15 protein-coding genes are annotated in these 19275 nt (G+C 64.1%); 8 read left to right on the forward strand and 7 right to left on the reverse strand.

What is annotated here, in order from left to right:
- Positions 1 to 3: 3 nt before the first annotated feature.
- Positions 4 to 870 carry a dihydropteroate synthase gene (folP, locus tag L610_RS10790; protein ID WP_144704985.1) on the reverse strand — a complete coding sequence of 289 codons (867 nt, stop codon included), beginning with the start codon at positions 868 to 870 and terminating at the stop codon, positions 4 to 6.
- A 203-nt stretch (positions 871 to 1073) separates the two neighbouring features.
- Between folP and L610_RS10795 the strand changes: the two genes are divergently transcribed.
- Positions 1074 to 1664 carry a DUF922 domain-containing Zn-dependent protease gene (locus tag L610_RS10795; RefSeq protein ID WP_144704988.1) on the forward strand — a complete coding sequence of 197 codons (591 nt, stop codon included), beginning with the start codon at positions 1074 to 1076 and terminating at the stop codon, positions 1662 to 1664.
- Here the strand turns inward: L610_RS10795 and L610_RS10800 are convergent.
- Positions 1661 to 1981 (reverse strand): 2Fe-2S iron-sulfur cluster-binding protein, encoded by a 321-nt coding sequence (locus L610_RS10800; protein ID WP_024846832.1) that lies wholly within the window; start codon positions 1979 to 1981, stop codon positions 1661 to 1663. The genes L610_RS10795 and L610_RS10800 overlap by 4 nt on opposite strands.
- A gap of 83 nt (positions 1982 to 2064) precedes the next feature.
- Positions 2065 to 2445 (reverse strand): Hpt domain-containing protein, encoded by a 381-nt coding sequence (locus tag L610_RS10805; protein ID WP_144704991.1) that lies wholly within the window; start codon positions 2443 to 2445, stop codon positions 2065 to 2067.
- Between the two features lie 273 nt (positions 2446 to 2718).
- Between L610_RS10805 and L610_RS10810 the strand changes: the two genes are divergently transcribed.
- On the forward strand, positions 2719 to 8376 hold the full coding sequence (locus L610_RS10810; protein WP_144704994.1) for a kinesin: 5658 nt from the start codon (positions 2719 to 2721) through the stop codon (positions 8374 to 8376).
- Positions 8377 to 8721: 345 nt separating this feature from the next.
- Here L610_RS10810 and L610_RS10815 read toward each other — a convergent pair whose 3' ends face one another.
- The 3 genes from L610_RS10815 to tpiA all read right to left on the reverse strand — a co-directional run bounded on the left by L610_RS10815 (position 8722) and on the right by tpiA (position 11770).
- On the reverse strand, positions 8722 to 10350 hold the full coding sequence (locus L610_RS10815; RefSeq protein ID WP_024846829.1) for a CTP synthase: 1629 nt from the start codon (positions 10348 to 10350) through the stop codon (positions 8722 to 8724).
- A 137-nt stretch (positions 10351 to 10487) separates the two neighbouring features.
- Positions 10488 to 10847, reverse strand: coding sequence for a preprotein translocase subunit SecG (secG, locus tag L610_RS10820; RefSeq protein WP_144704997.1), 360 nt, complete (start codon positions 10845 to 10847; stop codon positions 10488 to 10490).
- A 158-nt stretch (positions 10848 to 11005) separates the two neighbouring features.
- Positions 11006 to 11770 (reverse strand): triose-phosphate isomerase, encoded by a 765-nt coding sequence (gene tpiA / locus L610_RS10825; protein ID WP_144705000.1) that lies wholly within the window; start codon positions 11768 to 11770, stop codon positions 11006 to 11008.
- Positions 11771 to 11912: 142 nt separating this feature from the next.
- On the opposite strand from tpiA, the gene L610_RS10830 reads away from it, so the two are divergent.
- From L610_RS10830 to L610_RS10855, 6 genes are all read left to right on the forward strand, one after another.
- The gene (locus L610_RS10830) at positions 11913 to 13799 is read left to right on the forward strand and encodes a SurA N-terminal domain-containing protein (protein WP_144705003.1); all 1887 of its coding nucleotides are present in this window, start codon (positions 11913 to 11915) and stop codon (positions 13797 to 13799) included.
- 11 nt (positions 13800 to 13810) lie between these two features.
- Entirely contained in the window at positions 13811 to 14833 is a 1023-nt protein-coding gene (gene trpD, locus L610_RS10835) for an anthranilate phosphoribosyltransferase (RefSeq protein ID WP_144705006.1), read from the forward strand.
- Entirely contained in the window at positions 14830 to 15636 is an 807-nt protein-coding gene (gene trpC / locus L610_RS10840) for an indole-3-glycerol phosphate synthase TrpC (RefSeq protein ID WP_144705009.1), read from the forward strand. Before trpD ends, trpC begins: the two co-directional genes overlap by 4 nt.
- 1 nt (position 15637) lies before the next feature.
- The gene (moaC, locus tag L610_RS10845) at positions 15638 to 16123 is read left to right on the forward strand and encodes a cyclic pyranopterin monophosphate synthase MoaC (protein ID WP_144705012.1); all 486 of its coding nucleotides are present in this window, start codon (positions 15638 to 15640) and stop codon (positions 16121 to 16123) included.
- Between the two features lies 1 nt (position 16124).
- The gene (gene glp / locus L610_RS10850; protein WP_144705015.1) at positions 16125 to 17342 is read left to right on the forward strand and encodes a gephyrin-like molybdotransferase Glp; all 1218 of its coding nucleotides are present in this window, start codon (positions 16125 to 16127) and stop codon (positions 17340 to 17342) included.
- 297 nt (positions 17343 to 17639) lie between these two features.
- The gene (locus L610_RS10855; RefSeq protein ID WP_144705018.1) at positions 17640 to 18575 is read left to right on the forward strand and encodes a lysylphosphatidylglycerol synthase domain-containing protein; all 936 of its coding nucleotides are present in this window, start codon (positions 17640 to 17642) and stop codon (positions 18573 to 18575) included.
- On the opposite strand, the gene L610_RS10860 is transcribed toward L610_RS10855, so the two are convergent.
- Positions 18502 to 19233, reverse strand: a complete 732-nt coding sequence (locus L610_RS10860) for a DUF502 domain-containing protein (RefSeq protein ID WP_144705021.1) — start codon at positions 19231 to 19233, stop codon at positions 18502 to 18504. The genes L610_RS10855 and L610_RS10860 overlap by 74 nt on opposite strands.
- Positions 19234 to 19275 lie beyond the last annotated feature (42 nt).

Consider the following 19275-nt stretch of genomic DNA (forward strand, 5'->3'; position numbering starts at 1 on the left):
TGGCTATTCCTTCTGCGCCTTCATTTGCGCGGTCAATCCACGCCGGATCATCTCGTCCGCGAACAGCAAGGCATCCCTGCTCATGGCGACGTTGTGCACCCGGAAGATGGCACCACCTTGCAGGCGGGTGATAACGCTCGTTGCAGCGGTGCCCGCGTCCCGGCCGGCCGGCTCCCTGCCCGTCACGGTTCCGATGAAGCGCTTACGCGATGTTCCGATCAGCAGCGGGCGTCCGAGCGCAAAAAGTTCGCCCAGACGCGACATCAGGTCGAGATTTTCCTCGGCCGTTTCCTTGGCGAAGCCGAAGCCGGGATCGAGGATGATGCGTTGCGGATCGACGCCGGCTTGCGCTGCGACCTCAAGCGAACGCCGCAGGAAAGCAATCTGGTCATCGATGACATCAGCCAGCTTCTCGCGCTCGCGCCCCGTATGCATCACGACGAGACCGGCACCGGCATCGGCCGCGACCCTCGCAATGCCTGGCTCCCGTTGCAGCCCCCAGACGTCATTGACGATATGCGCCCCGGCCTCGATCGCCTTGCGGGCGGTATCCTCCCGGTAGGTGTCAACGGAGATGAGAACATCGTCCCTGCCCGCCAGCGCCTCGATGAGTGGCAGTACGCGGCGCTGCTCCTCGGCGGCATCGACGGGTGCCGCCCCCGGACGCGTCGACTCGCCACCGATGTCGATGATGTCGGCGCCCTCGGCGATCATCGCCTCGGCCTGCGCGATCGCCGCCTCCACCTCGACATAGCTGCCGCCGTCCGAAAAACTGTCCGGCGTGACGTTGAGGACGCCCATGATCCGCGCAACCGGGCCAAGTTCGAGGCTTCGGCCATGCGCCAGGGGCCATTGATAGGGTGCAAACATGCGTTGCTCCGGCTGTATACAGTTTGTCTTACCCATGCTGCCGGTCCGTGACAACGAATTTCCAGACGGTCGAGCCGAGAGGTAGTGCTACGGCAAATATCCGATTGCCAGAGCAGTGCAACTGACCCAGATTGGCCAAAGCGCTTTGTACCCGGGATTGAGGTGTTGTCTTAATGCGTTGGGCGGCTACCCTTGGCTTTTTCATGGCKSSAGCGACGTCCTGGGCGCCAGCCGCGAACGCCGCCACCGTATCAAAGGCCTACCACTATTTTTCCGTCGGCGGTGCGACACTGGCAGAGATCGAGCGGGACCTTGCCCGCCGCGGGCCAAAGCTGAACAAATCCGGAGCGACGCATCCGGGCGCCACCAGCCTCGAGTTCAAGTCCCGCGTCACCTACGGCGAAAGGAACGGCCGCTGCGGCGTCAGCGACGCTTCGGTGACGGTAAAGGCCGAGATTATGCTGCCGCGCTGGACCCGCAACCGTCGTGCCGATGCGGATACTCGCCTGATCTGGGACACGCTCGCGGCCGACATCAAGCGGCACGAGGAGTTCCACGTGGTCATTGCCAAGAACCACGCACGTGAGCTGGAACAGGCCCTGAAGGGCATCGTGGGTCTGCGCGGTTGCCAACTCGCGCAGGAAGAGGTTCAGCGGCGCACCGCCGAACTTCTCGCACGGCATGATCGTGAACAGGAGCGTTTCGACCGGGTCGAAAGCATCAACTTTTCCGACCGGTTGGCGCGGCTCATCCAGTACCGCGCCGAACGCATGAAGAGCGGATCCGGGGGTTAGCCCTGACGCTCCGGAATGCGAACGACCAGGCCGTCGAGCTCGTCGCGAACCTTAATCTGGCACGACAAGCGCGAGGTCGGGCCAACTTCCCAGGCAAAGTCGAGCATGTCCTCTTCCATCGCCTCAGGCGCACCGACGACATCGGCCCACGCCTCATCCACATAGACGTGGCAGGTCGCGCATGCGCAGGCGCCGCCGCACTCGGCCTCGATGCCGGGAACGGAGTTGCGGATGGCATTTTCCATCACGGTCGAACCGTTTGCCGCTTCGACCTCGAAGCGCGTGCCGTCATGGGTGATGTAGGTGATCTTGGTCATCGACAGATTTGCCTTGGGGAATGGATAGTTGCGCCACAGTTCGCGTTGTATACAGACGGCGAATGAAATGAGTCAACGACCGGTCAGCAATCAGAAACCGCGATCTCGGCCTGCGTGAAAGCTCGGACCTCATCTATCAGGGAGATCAGCCGCTCGACAAGCGCGGGGTCGTCAGGGCTGCGTTCAACATTTGCGGCGCATTCGGAAACCGCAAAGGCGCCGATGCCTGCGGCCGCACCACGCAGGGTATGGGCTATACGCCCCCTGCTCTCGCCATGCTCAACGGCCAGCGCCGCACGTGTCGAGGTGAGTTGGTCCAGGAACATGCCCAGCACTTCGCGACGCAGATCGGGATCGCCCATCGTCTGCCGCGCGAGATGCTCAAGGTCGATGGGCGGAAGGGCGTTTTCCGACGCTTCCGGCTTTAGCTGTGGATTTACCGCGTTTGTAAACTCGATTGCCATTCGAAGGGCCGATACTGCTCGTTGGATGGTGCAGTGATGCACCTTGATTGGAAGGCCCAACCGGCCTCCTACCCACCCGTTAACGAACTTAGAAAATTTTTCAAAGGTTTCCGCCCGTTAACCTTATGTTTAAAGTTTTACACATGGGCGCAAATCCGAGTTCCCTTCGTCCGGTTGTGCCAGTACGATACGCATTGGCCCGGAAAGGGTCAGGCGTGCGGGCACGAGGCGCCGAAAGGCGGCCCGCCCTTTAGAGTACAGGGTATCAGCGGCATGGCGCGTAAAGCAGTTAACACCAGCGGCCTCGACAATGAGGTCGCTAAGGAACTGGAAGACGCACTCGACATCGATCTGTTCGTCGATGACGAGCCGGGGTTGGATATGGCCAGCTCGATAGCGGATTTCGAGGCGCAGATCGCCAGGGCCGCGGCAGACCTTGCGCGCGACTCGCGCGCAGCGACAGTGTCCGAGGCAAAGGCGGAAAAGCCGGTTGCTGAAAAGCCAGCTGCAAAGGCAGCGGCTCCGGCAGCCAAGGCGCCCGTTGCTGAAAAACCGGAGCCGAAGCCCGGCGAAAAGCGCGATCTGAATGACCTGAAGCCTGTCGACGTGGCTCCGAGCCAGCCGGCGCCGACACAGATGTCGCCCGCCAACGACGACCGCCAGAAGGATTATCGCGCGCTGCAGCAGATGGTTCGCCGCTCCGGCTCGCGCGCCATCTACTGGGGGGTCACCCTGCTCTCACTTGCCTGGATCGCCGGCGCCATGATCATGGGCAGCATGCTCTTCCAGCCGCCGTTGTGGGAAGTGCGCTCAGTTTCACAGCTGATCGCCTCGCCTGGTCTGGTTGGCCTGATCGTCGCCATCGTCGTGCCTGTCATCCTGTTCTGGGGCTTCGGCGTGATGATGCGCCGCGCGCAGGAAATGCGGGCCGCCGCCCAGTCGATGACTGAAGTCGCCATCCGCCTCGCCGAGCCGGAACAGCTTGCTACAGACCGCGTCATGATGGTCGGTCAGGCTGTGCGCCGCGAGGTACAGGCGATGGGCGAAGGCATCGAACGGACCCTCGCCCGCGCAGTTGAACTCGAGACGCTTGTCCACACCGAGGTCAACGAGCTCGAGCGCGCTTATTCTGACAACGAAAGCCGCATCCGCGCGTTGATCGACGGCCTTGGCAGCGAGCGTGAAGCCGTTGTCATGCACGCCGAGCGCGTCCGTGCCTCCATTTCGGGCGCACATGAAGCGTTGAAGGAAGAACTCGCTTCGGCCAGCGATGTCATCGCCCAAAACATTCATGGTGTTTCCAGCCGCCTATCTTCGACGATTACGGAGTCAGGCGCACAGCTCGTTGACCGCATCAATGAAAGCGGCATGAGCCTCTACAGTTCGCTCGATGAGCGTCTGGACGCCATTGCGGACCGCATCACCACGTCCGGCGAAGGCTTTGCGAGCCTGCTCGACACGCGCATCGCCCGTCTGACGCAGAGCGCCGACGAAGCCACCCGCACTCTGTCGCAGATGCTCGACGAACGCACCTCGGGCATGGTGTCCCTCCTTGGCGGGGTCACCACCACGCTGAACACCGAGCTCACCGCCCGCCTCGAAGGCATCGAGGCGACGCTGCGCGAGCGCGGCCAGGCCCTCATCCACGAGTTCCAGACCCGTGCCGAAGCCCTCGACGTCGGCGCCCAGAAGCTCAACGCAGCTCTTGAGGCCCGCGCACGCCAGATCAATGAAACACTGGTCGATCGTTCACGCGAGATCGCCCAGACCTTCACAGACGGCAAGCAGGCCATCACCAGCGTCGTTGAGGAAAGCAAGGCGCGCATCGGCTCCGAGATGGCAGAGCTGGTTATGTCGACCTCGACCATGCTCGAGGCGCGTGCAACCGACTTCGCGCAGCAGCTTGGCCAGGGCCGCGACCTGATCGCACAGGCGCTCGAAGCCGACCTCGCCAAGGTGGCAGAGGCACGCAAGAGTGTCGACACCGCTATGTCCAGCCATGTCGAGCGCCTCGCGCAGGGCCGCCAGCTCCTTGCCAACATCCTCGAAGAAGACCTGCAAAAGGTCGCCTCTACCCACGAGCGCATCGAGGCTGCTGTCCGTGAGAACGTCGAAAAATTCGCGCAGAGCCGCGAGGTCATGACCCGCGCGCTGGAGGAAGATCTCCAGAAGCTCGCCGAGGCCCGCGCCCAGGTCGATGCGGCCGTGACCGGTCACGTCGAGCGCTTTGCCGAGGGCCGCGAGCAGATCGCAGCAGTGCTCGAGAACGACCTGCAGCGTGTCCGTCAGGCTCGTGACGAGCTGGACGGTGCCGTCGCGCAGCATCTTGCGACGCTCGTCGAGCGCCAGAAGGACCTTACGACCGCCCTCTCCGTCGACATCGCTCGCGTCGAGGAAGCGTTCGATCGCCAGACCAGCGTCCTCGGCAACCGCACGTCGGAACTGCAGGACGTGCTGTCCAGCAGCGTCGAGCAGATCAAGGACGCGCTCGGCAGCGAGGTCGCAGGCATCGACAATGTCCTCAAGGGCAATGCCGAGATCATCGAGCAGCGCGCGCTGGCAATTCAGGCCAAACTCGCTAGCGGCGCGGATTCCCTGCGCAGCACGATCGACGAGGACCTCGCCAAGATCGAGGAGGCGCTTGCCAACCAGCATCAGGTCATCGAGGCGCGTACCCGCACCATCGAGAGCGCGCTGCATGCCGGCGCCGACACCATCCGCAATACCCTTGGCGAAGACCTCGCCAAGATCGAAGACGTTTTTGCCCGCCAGAGCGGCGTGATCGAGCAGCGCACCCGCGCGCTGCACGAGACGCTTGCCTCCGACGTCGGCCGCATCGAGCATGTGTTCGACCGTCAGGCCGGCGTTATCGAGGCACGCACCAGTGCGCTCGCTGACACGCTCGTCTCCGGCGCTGCGGAGGTCCGCAATGCGCTGGGCCAGGACGTCGAGAAAATCGAAAGCCTGTTCGACCGTCAGGCCGGCGTCATCGAGGAGCGCACCGCAGCGCTCGCCGATGCCCTGCACTCAGGCGTCAGCCAGGTCCGCAACGCGGTCGGCGAGGACATCCAGCAGATCGAAGGCGTGTTCGCACAGCAGACCGGCATCATCGAAGAGCGCACCCGCACGATGGAAACGGCGCTGCGCATCGGTGTCGACAATGTGAAGAACGCGCTCGAGAACAGCGCGGTCGTCGTTGCCGGCTCGCTGCGTGACAAGGTGCTCGAAGCCACCGCCGAGATCGGCGAACAGGCGAACCGCGCGCTGGCCGATGCGGATGCACGCATCGCGGCTCGTACCGCCGAGACTGCAGAAGCCTTCAGCGCCCGCGTCGGCGAGTTCGAGCAGGTCTTCTCCGCTGCGGAGCGCCGCATGGCCGAGAAGACCCTCGAAGCTGCCGAGCAGATGAAGACCCAGGCCGACCAGGCCGCCGGAATCTTCGCGATCCGCGCCGCCGAAATCCGCGCCGCCTACGATGATGCTGATAAGCGTCTCGCCGAGCGGATCTCCCTCTCCGGTGCTGAGATCGGCGGCCAGGTCGATGAGATCGCCCGGGCCTTTGCTGCCCGCGCCGGCGAAATCAAGCTGGTATTCGACCAGGCCGACCGCCAGATCGGCGAACGCGTCATCCAGAGCGCAGAGGCGTTCGCGGAGCGTGCCACGCAGATCAAGACCATCTTCGACGCCACCGACAGCCAGCTCGGCACCCGCGTCGAGCAGACGGCACAGGCTCTTGCCGCTCGCGCGGCGGAGATCAAGGCCGTGTTCGATGACGCTGACCGTTACCTCGGCGAGAGCGTCCAGCGCACGGCGCAGGCTTTCACGGCCCGCGCGGAAGAGATCCGCAACGCCTTCAACGAGGCCGACCAGCATCTCGGCGAGCGCGTGCGCAGCAGCGCGGAGGAATTCACCGCCCGCGCCGAGCAGATCAAGAACGTCTTCGACGAGGCCGGCCGTCACCTTGGCGACCGCGTCGAGCAGACCGCTTCGTCGCTCGTTGCCCGCGTCTCGAACATCACCTCGTCGTTCAACGATGTGGATGAGCGCCTGGCGACCCGCACGAACGAGCTCGGCGAGGTCTTCAGCAAGGCCGACAACGCGATCCTGGCGCGCACCCAGCAGACGGCAGAGGTTCTCAACAGCCGCGTAAATGCGCTGTCGAGCGCCCTCGCTGCTGCCGAGCAGCGTCTCGCGGTCAGCGCTGTCGAGGCCGGCCAGACCCTGCAGGAGCACGTCGCCAAGGTCGAAGCCGACATCGCCGCGCGCGCGGAGGGCCTCACCGAGGCACTCACGAGCGTGGGCGAAAAGATCGAGCAGTCGACGAGCTCGGCTACCGGCGCGATCGACATGAAGACCCGCCAGCTCAACGCCCTGCTGGCTGCCCGCTCCAACGAGCTGTCGCGCATCCTCGATGAGCGCGCCCAGCCGCTGGTCGAGCAGTTCGCACAGAGGGGCGAGGAGCTGCAGAAGAGCCTCGAGGAAGCCACTGACAAGGCCTCCGAGCGCCTGCGCCAGCAGAACGCGGCTCTGGTCAACGCCCTCGCCTCGCGCACGGCCGAGACACTTTCTGCGGTCGATGCCGCGACCAGCAACCTCGCCGAGCGCGTGTCGTCGCTGATTGACCGGCTTGGCTCCTCGAACGAGCAGCTGCACGAGCTGGTCGACAATGCGGCGTCCAACCTGCACCAGATCGACGAAAAGATCGTCGGCTCGACCGAGCGCTTCGCAGCCTCGACCGAGAAGGCCGCTCAGTCCTTCGCTTCCTCGGCTCGTCTGATCGACGCGAATGCCGGCCGCCTGAGCGAGCTGTCGTCGGTAACTCTCAAGGACATCGCGCAGATCGCGAACCGGTTCGACGACCACGCCGGCATGCTGCGCTCTGCATCCGACCTGCTGGGTGCCGCACAGAACGAGTTCGTCTCGACCATCGACAGCCGCAAGGAGGCGCTTGAAGCGCTTGCGACCGGCCTCGTCAACAAGTCGGCCGACATCGAGCGCGTGATGCGGTCGTTCGAAGACCTCATCAACCGGTCGTTGCAGGCCGCCGAGGGCCGCACCCGTGCCTCCACCGAGCAGATCCGCGCGGCTATTGCCGAGACGGTCGAGAGTGCAGCCAAGCGCTTTACCGATGCGACGGAGGAAATCCGCCGCACCGCGAAGACGATCCGCCAGGAGCTCGACCTGACCCGCGCCGAGGTGAAGAAGGGCGTGATGGAACTGCCCGAGGAGACCAAGCAGTCGACCTCCGCGATGCGCCGCGCCGTCAGCGAGCAGATCAACGCGCTCAAGGAACTGGCCGACATCGTCGCCAAGTCCGGCCGCGCATTCGACGCTACCGCGCGCAAGCCCGCGCCCCGCGCCCCGCTTCCCCAGGCTCCGGTGCAGACGCTGACGCCGCCTCCGCCGGCACCGGCTCCCGCTCCTGTCGCTGCGCCCGTGCGTCCGGCTCCGGCCGTTGCCGCACCGGCGGACAATGGCGGCCAGGCTTCCGGCGGCTGGGTGAAAGACCTGCTGCGCGGCGCCTCGCGTGAGGATGCTGCTCCCGCACCGGCACCGAAGCCGCGCGACGTCAGCCGTTCGCCGCTCCACCTCGTCGAGTCGCTGAACTCGCTCTCGGTCGACATCGCCCGCGCGATCGACCACGACGCCTCGATTGAGCTGTGGGAACGCTATCGCCGCGGCGAGCGCAACGTCTTCACCCGCCGGCTCTACACGCTGAAGGGCCAGCAGACGTTCGAGGAGATCCGCCGCAAGTACCAGAACGACTCGGAGTTCCGTGCCGCCGTCGACCGCTACTGCCGCGACTTCGAGAAGCTGCTGCAGGATGTCGGCCGCAACGACCGCGACAACATCATGACCCAGACCTACCTGTCGTCCGACACCGGCAAGGTCTACACGATGCTCGCGCACGCCAGCGGCCGCCTGAAGTAAGGCAAGGTCAGGCAGAAACGACAAAGGCGGCTTTCGGGCCGCCTTTTTCTTTTGCCTGTCTTAAGACGAGTCACCCGTCGGGAGGATTGCCAAATGCCGTAAGCGCGGACGCCGCTGAAGGTCTTCCGGAGGACAGAGAGATTCCCCCTGCGCCCTTTTCGCACCAGTCGCATCCGCACCGACCGGCAGTGTGGCGAGTCTCGTCGGGCTAGCCGGCGAGCGAGCCTTAACCAACACAGACACGTGCCGTCTGGGCGCACTCGAGAGGTCAAAAGCAAAAGGCGCCGCAGGTTTCCTGCGACGCCTTTGAGATCCTGTCTTTGGGCCGCCTGTGCGGCTTGTCTATCAGACCAGACGGCTCTGCTCGACTGCCGCGGCGATGAAGCTCGAGAACAGCGGATGCGGCTCCAGCGGGCGCGACTTCAGTTCCGGATGGTACTGGACGCCGATGAACCACGGATGGTCCGCATATTCGACCGTCTCCGGCAGCACGCCGTCCGGCGACATGCCGGAAAAGACCAGGCCGCACTCCTCAAGGCGCGCGCGGTAGTCGACGTTCACCTCATAGCGGTGGCGGTGACGCTCGGAAATCTCGGTCGCGCCATAGATCTGCGCGATCTTGGAACCTTCCTTGAGGACCGACGGATAGGCGCCGAGACGCATGGTGCCGCCAAGGTCACCGCTGGCGCGGCGCTTCTCAAGCATGTTGCCGCGCAGCCATTCGGTCATCAGGCCAACGACCGGCTCCGACGTCTCGCCAAACTCGGTCGACGAGGCGTTCTTGATGCCGGCCAGCGAACGGGCTGCTTCGATGCACGCCATCTGCATGCCGAAGCAGATACCGAAATACGGCACCTTGCGCTCACGCGCGAATTTCGCGGCAAGGATCTTGCCCTCGGAGCCGCGCTCGCCAAAGCCACCGGGAACGAGGATGCCGTGGACTTTTTCGAGGTACGGCGCCGGATCTTCCTTTTCGAAGATCTCGGACTCGATCCACTCCAGCTTGACGCGGACGCGGTTGGCAAGGCCACCGTGCGAGAGCGCTTCGATCAGCGACTTGTAGGCGTCTTTGAGGCCGGTGTACTTGCCGACTACGGCGATCGTAACCTCGCCTTCCGGATTGTGGATCCGGTCGGTGACTTCCTTCCAGCGCTCAAGGCGCGGCTTCGGAGCCGGGTCGATGCCGAAGGCGGACAGAACCTCGTTGTCGAGGCCTTCGCGATGGTAAGCATTCGGCACGTCGTAGATGTGCGCGACGTCCAGCGCCTGGATGACGGAGCTCTCGCGGACGTTGCAGAACAGCGACAGCTTGCGGCGCTCTTCCTTCGGGATCGGACGGTCGGCGCGAACGAGCAGGATGTCCGGCGCGATACCGATCGAGCGGAGCTCCTTGACAGAGTGCTGCGTCGGCTTGGTCTTGAGTTCGCCTGCCGACGGAATCCACGGCATCAGCGTCAGGTGGATGTAGACGGCTCCGCCGCGCGGTAGCTCGTTGCCCAGCTGGCGGATCGCCTCGAGGAACGGCATCGCCTCGATGTCGCCGACGGTGCCGCCGATCTCGCAGAGCACGAAGTCGAAGTCGTCGTTGCCGTCGAGAATGAAGTTCTTGATCTCGTCGGTGACGTGCGGGATGACCTGCACGGTCGCGCCGAGATAGTCACCGCGGCGCTCACGTTCGATGATGTTCTGGTAGATGCGGCCCGTGGTGATGCTGTCCTGCCGGGTCGCGGAGCGGCCGGTAAAGCGCTCGTAGTGACCGAGGTCGAGGTCGGTTTCGGCACCATCGTCGGTGACGAACACCTCGCCGTGCTGGTAGGGGCTCATCGTCCCCGGATCGACATTCAGGTAGGGATCAAGCTTGCGGATCCGGACACGGTAGCCACGCGCCTGCAACAGGGCTCCGAGAGCCGCTGCAGCGATGCCTTTGCCGAGTGAGGAGACCACGCCGCCGGTGATGAAAACATATCGCGCCATGGGAGTCGTCGCTTAGCCTTCTGGTTTTGATTCCGCCAGCGAAAAATGCTCACAGGGAGCAATTTCCTGTTCAAGTTTTCACAAAAGAAAAGGGCCGACGCGCGCCGGCCCTGCGCTCTTATCGATCTTTCAGGACCTTACTGGCCCGAAGGCACCTGCGGCTGGGCCGGCTGTTCCGCCGGCGTCTCCGACGGCCCAAGCTGATCGAGAATGCCTGCGCCGCCCGTCTGACCCTGTTCCGTGGTCGGAAGACGATCGAGAATGTTGACCGGCTGCTCCTGGTACCGAGCAAGCAGAGAGAGTGCCAGCGAGGTCGCAAAGAACGCGACCGCTAGAATGGCCGTGGTGCGGGTCAGCGCGTTCGCCGCGCCGCGCGCCGTCATGAAGCCGGAGCCACCGCCGATGCCAAGACCGCCACCCTCCGAACGCTGCAGGAGCACGACCCCGACCAGAGCGAGGACGACCATCAGATGGATGACGATAAGGACTGTCTGCATGGCTCACTTCCAGCGTTGTTCACGGGCCACGCGCAAACTTGCGCGGCAGCCACGCGGCTCCTTACACGGCTTCGTCGCGTTTTCCAATCATATTGGGACGCAATGCGTCTCAAAAAAGGCCCCCGTCGAAATCCACGCGGACCTGTCAGGCAATCTGCCTATATCGAACGGTAGGCTTCCGCAATACCAAGAAAGTCCGAAGCCTTGAGGCTGGCGCCGCCGACAAGCGCGCCATCCACATTTGCGACGGCCATCAGTTCCCTGGCGTTGGAAGGCTTCACCGAGCCGCCATAGAGGATGCGCGTCTTTGCCGCTTCGTCGCCCATCACCTTCGCAAGCTCGGCGCGGATGTGGGCATGGGCTTCCTCGACGTCTGCAGCCGACGGCGTAAGGCCGGTGCCGATGGCCCAGACGGGCTCATAGGCGATCACCGTTGTCGGTGCGGTTGCGCCGGCCGGCACGGAGCCCTGGATCTGGCGGGAAAGAACCGCAAGCGTCTCCCCTGCCCGGCGCTGCGCCTCAGTCTCGCCGATGCAGATGATCGCCACCAGACCCGCGCGCCAGGCTGCAGATGCCTTGTCGCGAACGACTTCGTCGGTTTCGCCATGATCGGTTCGGCGCTCGGAATGGCCAACGATCACGAACGCCGCGCCCGCGTCCTTCAGCATCTCCGCTGAGACGTCACCGGTGTGCGCGCCGGACTCGTTCGCATGGCAGTCCTGGCCGCCCGAGCGAACCACGCTCTTCGACAAGACGTCGCTGGCGCGCGACAGCAATGTTGCCGGCACGCAAATCAGCGCGTCCGCTTCCGCCTCGAGTCCGCCTGAAAATCCGCTGGCGATCGCGGCCAGTTCCGTGAGCGATGCGCTCGTACCGTTCATCTTCCAGTTTCCTGCCACGAGCGGACGAATTCCGGGTGTCATCGAGCATAATCCCTTCAATTGGCGGTGACGCTGGGCTTTCCTATCAAAATCAGGACACAAAGCAATCGACACCGGCGGGGAAGGACGGTATTGCCGAAGCGCGGCCATTCCGCTCGGTATTAGGCACTAACCGGGAAACGACATGCTCACCATTCTTAGAAACGCAGCTGGTACCTGGGTCTCAAAACTGCTCCTCGTCATTCTCGTGCTGAGCTTTGCAGTCTGGGGCATTTCCGGCCAGATCTTTGGTGGGCTCGGCTCCTACGTCGTCGAGGTTGGCAAGACCCGCGTCTCGATCCTCGAATACCGCCTCGCCTATGACCGGCAGATCCGCCAGCTCTCGCAGCAGTTCGGCGCGCCGCTGACCCGCGAGCAGGCGCAGGCCTTCGGCGTCGACAACCAGGTGCTGGCGCAGCTCGTTGCTGGCGCAGTGCTCGACGAGCAGGCTCGCGAGATGCGCCTTGGCCTGTCGCGTGACCGGCTTGCTGCGCTGACGGCAGAGGACCCGGCCTTCCGCACCGCCGACGGCCGCTTCGACCGCGCCCAGTTCGAGTGGGTGCTGCGCCAGGTCGGTATGTCGCCAAACGACTACCTCAAGAACCGCGAGCAGGTCGCGATTCGCCAGCAGATCGTCGAGGCGGTCTCTGATGGCCTGACGACGCCCGACACCTTCCTGAAGGCGATGGCGCTCTACCAGGGCGAGGACCGCACTGTTGAATACGTCGGGCTGAGCCGCCCGCTGGTCGAGCCGGTGCCTGCGCCGACCGAAGAGCAGGTTACCGCCTACTTCAACGAGCACAAGGCGGAATACGCAGCGCCGGAATATCGCAAGATTTCCTACGTTAAGCTCGAGCCGGAGGCGATTGCCGATCCGGCCGCCGTCACAGACGAAGATGCCAAGAAGCACTTCGACCAGACCATCGCCCGCTTCACCACGCCGGAAAAGCGTACGATCGAGCAGATCGTCTTCGCCAACGAGGATGCGGCACAGGCTGCGCTCGACAAGATCCGCGCCGGTACCTCGTTCGAGGACATCGTCGCCGCCGAGGGCAAGACACTGAAGGACGCGCTGCTCGGCACCTTCGAAAAGGAACGCGTTGCTGATCCGGCAATCGGCGAGGCAGCTTTTGCCCTCAAGCAGGGCGAGGTCAGCGAGATCGTCCAGGGCGCCTTCGGCCCGGTGCTGGTCCGTGTAACCGAGATCACCCCGGCCATAATCAAGCCGTTCGAGGAAGTCGCCGACCAGATCCGCAGCGAAATCGCGCTTGCCGAGGCCAATGAAGTCCTGATGGAAGTGCACGACGCCTACGAGGATGCGCGCGCCGCCGGCGAGACGATGCGCGAAGCGGCAACCCGCCAACAGCTCGAAGTCGTCACCATCGAGGCGGTGGACCGCACCGGCAAGACCCCGGACGGCACGATCCTGACCGACCTGCCGGAATCGAGCACGCTGCTGCGCGAGGCATTTGATACCGAAGTCGGCGTCGAGAACCCGTCCATCCCGCTGGGTTCGAACGGCTTCCTCTTCTACGAGGTCGAAGGTGTCACCCCTGCCCGCGACCGCGAACTCGCCGAAGTCCGTGACCAGGTCGTTGCCGACTGGACCACGCAGGAAGCCGAGGTTCGTCTCGGTGAACGTGCCGCTGCCATCCAGAAGCGCGTGGCAGATGGTGAGGACTTTGCCGCGATCGCGCAGGAGCTCGGCGTCGAGCTGCAGACCCGCCGCGGCCTCAAGCGTGACGCCAACGATGCAGGCATCGGCCAGGCCGGTGTAGCGGCCGCGTTCGGCGTTGCTTCCGGCGAAAGCGGCGTTGTCGAAGGCCCGGAAGAAGGCACGCAGATTGTCTTCCGCGTCCTCGAAACCGTCCAGCCGATGAACGCGACCGCGGAGGCGATCAACCAGCAGACTAAGGATGCGCTCGCGGCCGGACTTTCGGATGACCTGATCGACCAACTTGTCGCGAAGTTGCAGGGGCAGTACTCGATTAGCGTTGATCGCAGTGCGATTCAGCAAGCACTGAGTTTCTGAGGGGCGGCCAGATGAGCGATTTCAAGGCGCACATTGCCAAGGTGGCGAACGGGCAGCCGCTGACCTTCGAGGAAGCGCGCGACGCCTTCGACATCATGATGTCCGGCGAGGCGACGCCGAGCCAGATCGGCGGCTTTCTGATGGCGCTGCGTACCCGCGGCGAGACGGTCGATGAAATCTCCGGCGCCGTCGCGACGATGCGCGCAAAGATGCTGCCGGTTAAGGCGCCAACCGATGCCGTCGACATCGTCGGCACCGGCGGCGACGCTTCGGGCTCCTACAACGTCTCGACCTGCGCGGCTTTCATTGTGGCAGGTGCAGGAGTTCCGGTCGCCAAGCATGGCAACCGCGCCCTCTCCTCCAAGTCGGGGGCAGCCGATGCGCTTGCGGCGCTTGGCGTCAACATCGAGATCGGCCCCGACGCGATTTCCGAGTGCATCTACCAAGCCGGCGTCGGCTTCATGTTCGCACCGGCCCACCATTCGGCGATGCGCCATGTGGGGCCAAGCCGCGTTGAACTCGGTACGCGCACGATCTTCAATCTCCTCGGACCGCTCGCCAACCCGGCAGGCGTAACCCGGCAGCTGGTCGGCGTGTTCTCGCCGCAATGGGTGGTGCCGATCGCCGAGGTGCTGAAGGGCCTTGGCGCGACGTCTGCATGGGTTGTCCATGGCGAGGGCCTGGATGAGATGACCACGGCCGGTACAACGCAGGTCGCAGAGGTTCGCAACGGCGAAATTCGCACCTTCGAGGTTACACCCGAACAAGTTGGCCTCGCCCGCGTCACGCAGGCTGACCTCAAGGGTGCCGATGCAGAGCACAATGCGAGGGCGCTGCGCGGGGTTCTCGCAGGTGAGAAGTGCCCGTATCGTGATATCGCGGTGCTAAACGCCGCTGCCGCGCTGGTCGTGGCTGCAAAGGCTGGGGATCTGAGCGAAGGTATCAAACTCGCGACAGAGGCTATCGACAGCGGCGCCGCTCAGGCAAAGCTCGAGAAGCTGATCGAAGTGTCAAACCGGGGCGGCAAGGCATGACCGACATCCTGCGCAAGATCGAAGCCTACAAGCGCGAGGAAATCGCTGCCGCGAAGGCAGCCCTTCCGCTCGCTGAGGTCAAGGCTCGTGCTGCCGACGTCGCCCCTGCCCGCGGCTTTCGTAAGGCACTGGAGGCCAAGCACGCGCATGGCGCCTTCGCGCTCATCGCCGAGATCAAGAAGGCGAGCCCGTCGAAGGGCCTGATCCGTCCCGATTTCGATCCCCCGGCGCTCGCAAAGGCATACGAGGCGGGTGGTGCGGCTTGCCTCTCCGTCCTGACCGACAAGCCCTCGTTCCAGGGCGCGCCTGAATTCCTCACCGCCGCCCGCGAGGCCTGCTCGCTGCCTGCGTTGCGCAAGGACTTCATGTTCGAGCCATATCAGGTCTACGAGGCCCGCAGCTGGGGCGCCGACGCGATCCTCATCATCATGGCGAGCCTGTCGGACGACGAGGCGAAGGCGCTCGAAGAGACGGCGTTCGAGACCGGTATGGACGTGCTGATAGAGGTGCATGACGAGGAAGAGCTTGAGCGTGCGCTCAAGTCCCTCACCTCGCCCCTGGTCGGTATCAACAACCGCAACCTACGCACCTTCGAGGTGTCTCTCGAAACGTCTGAACGGCTGGCAAAGCTCATCCCGCAGGACAAGATCATCGTCGGCGAGAGCGGCATCTTCACTCATGACGACTGCGTGCGCCTTTCGCGCGTCAACATCTCGACCTTCCTGGTCGGCGAAAGCCTGATGCGCCAGGAAGACGTGACACTTGCCACGCAGACGCTGCTCGGACAGCGGATCGCGGCGTGACATGAGCAAGCTGACCCACCTCGGCGCATCCGGCGAGGCCAACATGGTCGACGTCGGCGACAAGGCGGACACGGTGCGCACTGCCGTAGCCGAGGGCGCGGTCATCATGAAGCCCGAGACGCTCGACACGATCCTGGCGGGCGACGCGAAGAAGGGTGACGTGCTTGGCGCAGCGCGCATTGCCGGCATCATGGCGGCCAAGAAGACGCACGAGCTGATCCCACTTTGCCATCCGCTCCTCCTCAACAAGGTCGCGGTCGAGATCGAGCCTGATGAGGCCCTGCCGGGCCTCAGGGTCACGGCGCTTGCGCGCGTCAGCGGCAAGACTGGCGTCGAGATGGAAGCGCTCACCGCCGTGTCGGTGGCGTGCCTGACGATCTACGACATGGCAAAGGCCGTCGACAAGGCGATGGTCATTTCCGACATCCGCCTGATGGAGAAGACAGGCGGCAAGTCGGGCGACTTTCGCCGGTCGGAGAACGAGTGACATGGCGCAGCCTCTTCCGGTGGACGAGGCACTGCAGAGGCTTCTGGCCGGCGTAGAACCGCTTGGCTCTGAGCAGGTGCCTCTCGCCGAAGCGGTTGGCCGAGTTCTCGCCTCCGACCTCCATGCGCGCCGCACCCAGCCGCCATTTCCCGCATCCGCCATGGATGGCTATGCCGTCCGCGCAGAAGACATTGCCACGCTCCCGGCCTATCTCCGTCCGGCAGGCGAATCCGTCGCGGGCAAACGATATTCAGGCACGTTGCAGCCGGGTGAAGCCGTCCGCATTTTTACCGGCGCACCGGTGCCGGAGGGCGCCGACACCATCCTGCTGCAGGAAGATGCGATCGTCCATGAGGACGGGCGGATCGAAGCGACGGAAGCCACCGCACGCGGCAGGCACATCCGCAAGGCGGGCCTCGACTTTTCCGAAGGCGAGAAGCTGCTGGCAGCGGGACGTGTTCTCGACGCCGCCGCCCTGGCGCTTGCTGCAGCAGCCAATCATCCGGTGCTGGACGTCGCCAGAACGCCGGTCGTGGCAATCCTTGCCACTGGCACCGAACTCGTTGCACCCGGTGCAACGCCCGGACCTGACCAGATCGTCGCCTCGAACACCTACGCCATCATGGCGCTGGTGCAGCAGGCTGGCGGACGATCGATCGACCTTGGCATCGTCAGCGACGATCTCGGCGCGCTGGATGACGCAATCCGTCGCGCCCGGGAGTCCGGAGCGGATATTCTCGTCACTCTTGGCGGGGCATCTGTTGGCGACCATGACCTCGTCAAGGACGCGCTCGGTGCTGCCGGCATGGAACTCGACTTCTGGAAGATCGCCATGCGTCCGGGCAAGCCGCTGATGTACGGCCGCCTCGGCGAACTGCGCGTGCTGGGCCTTCCGGGCAATCCCGTCTCGAGCATCGTCTGCGGGCATCTGTTCCTGAAACCGCTCGTCGCCGCCCTCACCGGCCAGGCCTACGAGCACGATATCCGCAGCGCGGTCCTTGGCACACCAATGGGGGCAAACGAGTCGCGTCGCGATTATGTCCGCGCTGTCGTGGCGAGCGCCGAGCATCATGGCGATCAGTTGGTTGCGACCCCGTTCCCGACGCAGGATTCGTCGATGCTGAAGACGCTCGCGGAAGCCAATGCGCTGATCATCCGCGAGCCGCATGCTCCTCCGGCCGATGCCGGTGACCCCTGCAAGGTGCTGATGCTGCGCTGACGCAACCCTGCGTTTTAGCAGCCTCTCAGGCTCCCGCTGGTCGGCCGCGAAAAATGCGCACGGGCGCCCGGATCGAGGCGCTTTTTCCCTTTCATCTCCTGAAATCCCGCTATGTTACTCAGGGTGGCGGTGAGGATTCACGAGGGTTCCCTCGCCTTCCGTCGCCGTTCACGACGTCCCGGTTTCTCAGGCTGAATGCCGGGGCCAACCATAAGAATCGGTCGCTTGGCGACCTCCGGGGAAATGGGGCGTGGCGGCGGTTGACGGACGGCTCGCCACTGAAGGGGATAGGTGCCGGTGAAGTATGTGAGCAAGTATTTTTGGCCTGTGGTCGGAGTTGGAGCCGTCGCGTTTTCGATCTGGCTTCTCTACCACGAGCTTCGAGGTCTCTCACTCGATGAGCTTTGGGACAGCCTGACAGCTATAACGATACGCCACTGGCTTCTTTCGATCGCCGCGACCCTCCTCGCCTACGCCGCTCTTGCCGGCTATGACCACCTGGCCCTGCTTCACCTGCGCCGCCGCGTCGGCTGGCTCTACATGACGGTCTGCTCGTTCACGACCTATGCGCTGTCGCACAATATTGGCGCATCTGTCTTCTCGGGCTCCGTCGTCCGCTACCGCGCCTACTCCGCGAAGGGTTTGAGCGCGGCCGAAGTCGGCGTGCTGGTGGCGTTCTGCTCGTTCACATTCGCCCTTGGCACCCTGATGCTGACGGGAATCGTGCTCATCCTAGAGCCGGAACTGACCGAGCGTTTCGTCGACGTGCTGCCAGTGTCAGCAACTTCGGCGACAGGTATCGCGCTGCTGGCAATCGTTGGGCTTTACGTTCTCGGCAGCGCGCTGAAGCTGCGTCCGCTGAAGCTCGGCAAGATCGAGATCCACTATCCGAACCTGTCGATCGTCTGGCGCCAACTCCTGATTGCGCCGCTGGAGCTGATCGGTGCTGCCGCCATCATCTATTTTGCACTGCCGGAGGCGGGAAATCCCGGCTACATCGTCGTGCTCGGCATCTTCCTGATCTCGTTTTCGGCGGCGCTGATCTCGCACGCCCCGGGCGGCCTTGGCGTGCTTGAGCTGGTCTTCATCACGGGGCTGTCGGAAATGGATCCGGCGGACGTGCTGGCGGCCCTGCTGGTGTTTCGCCTACTCTACCTGATCATCCCGTTTGTGATGGCTCTGTTCGTCGTGCTCGGCTTTGAGCGCTCACAGCTAGTGCAGCATCAGGAATAACGACGTTCTGGTTCAGCTGGGGCCAGCTGAGCGGAACGTTTTCCGGGGCCATCGAACCGCCCGAAACGATGAAGGCCATGGCGTCGTTCTTGGTCCAGTCAAGCCAGACGAGGCGTGATGTCGGAACGAGCTCGACAAAGCCTGACGTCGGGTTCGGCGTCGTCGGCACATAGACGGCCGCAAGTTCCGGGTGATGGTCGCTTTCCGGAAAGATGCGCGTCACGATGCCGACGGCGCGCATGCTTTCGGAGGGAAACTCGATCAGAACAACGCGCTGTCCGGTGGGCGTTCCGTCGCCTCCCAGCGAGCGGATCAGGGTCTGGGTCGCACCATAGACGGTTCGGGCAAACGGGAGGCGCTCGACCAGCCTGTCCAGCGCGCGCAGCACACGTCGTCCGACCACGGCGTTAGAGGTCTTGCCGAGAAGGAAGAGAAAGAGAAGCGCGAGCACCAGGGCGACGCCGGACTGGAACCAGCCGGCAAGCAACAGCTCCGCCACATCGGGCATGGTCGGATGCAACACACCCGCCAGTGCGAAGGTTGCGGGACGTCCGGCCCACACCAGCATATCCACTACGAACGAGACAATCCAGGCGGTCACCCCGAGCGGGATGATCGTCAGGACCCCGGTGATGATGTGGCGAGTGATGGACTGCATGTCACCCTCCCCGACGAAGCCACAGGCAGATCAGTGCCGCTG

It is taken from the genome of Aminobacter sp. J44, assembly GCF_007829415.1.
In the GTDB taxonomy this organism is placed as follows: domain Bacteria; phylum Pseudomonadota; class Alphaproteobacteria; order Rhizobiales; family Rhizobiaceae; genus Aerobium.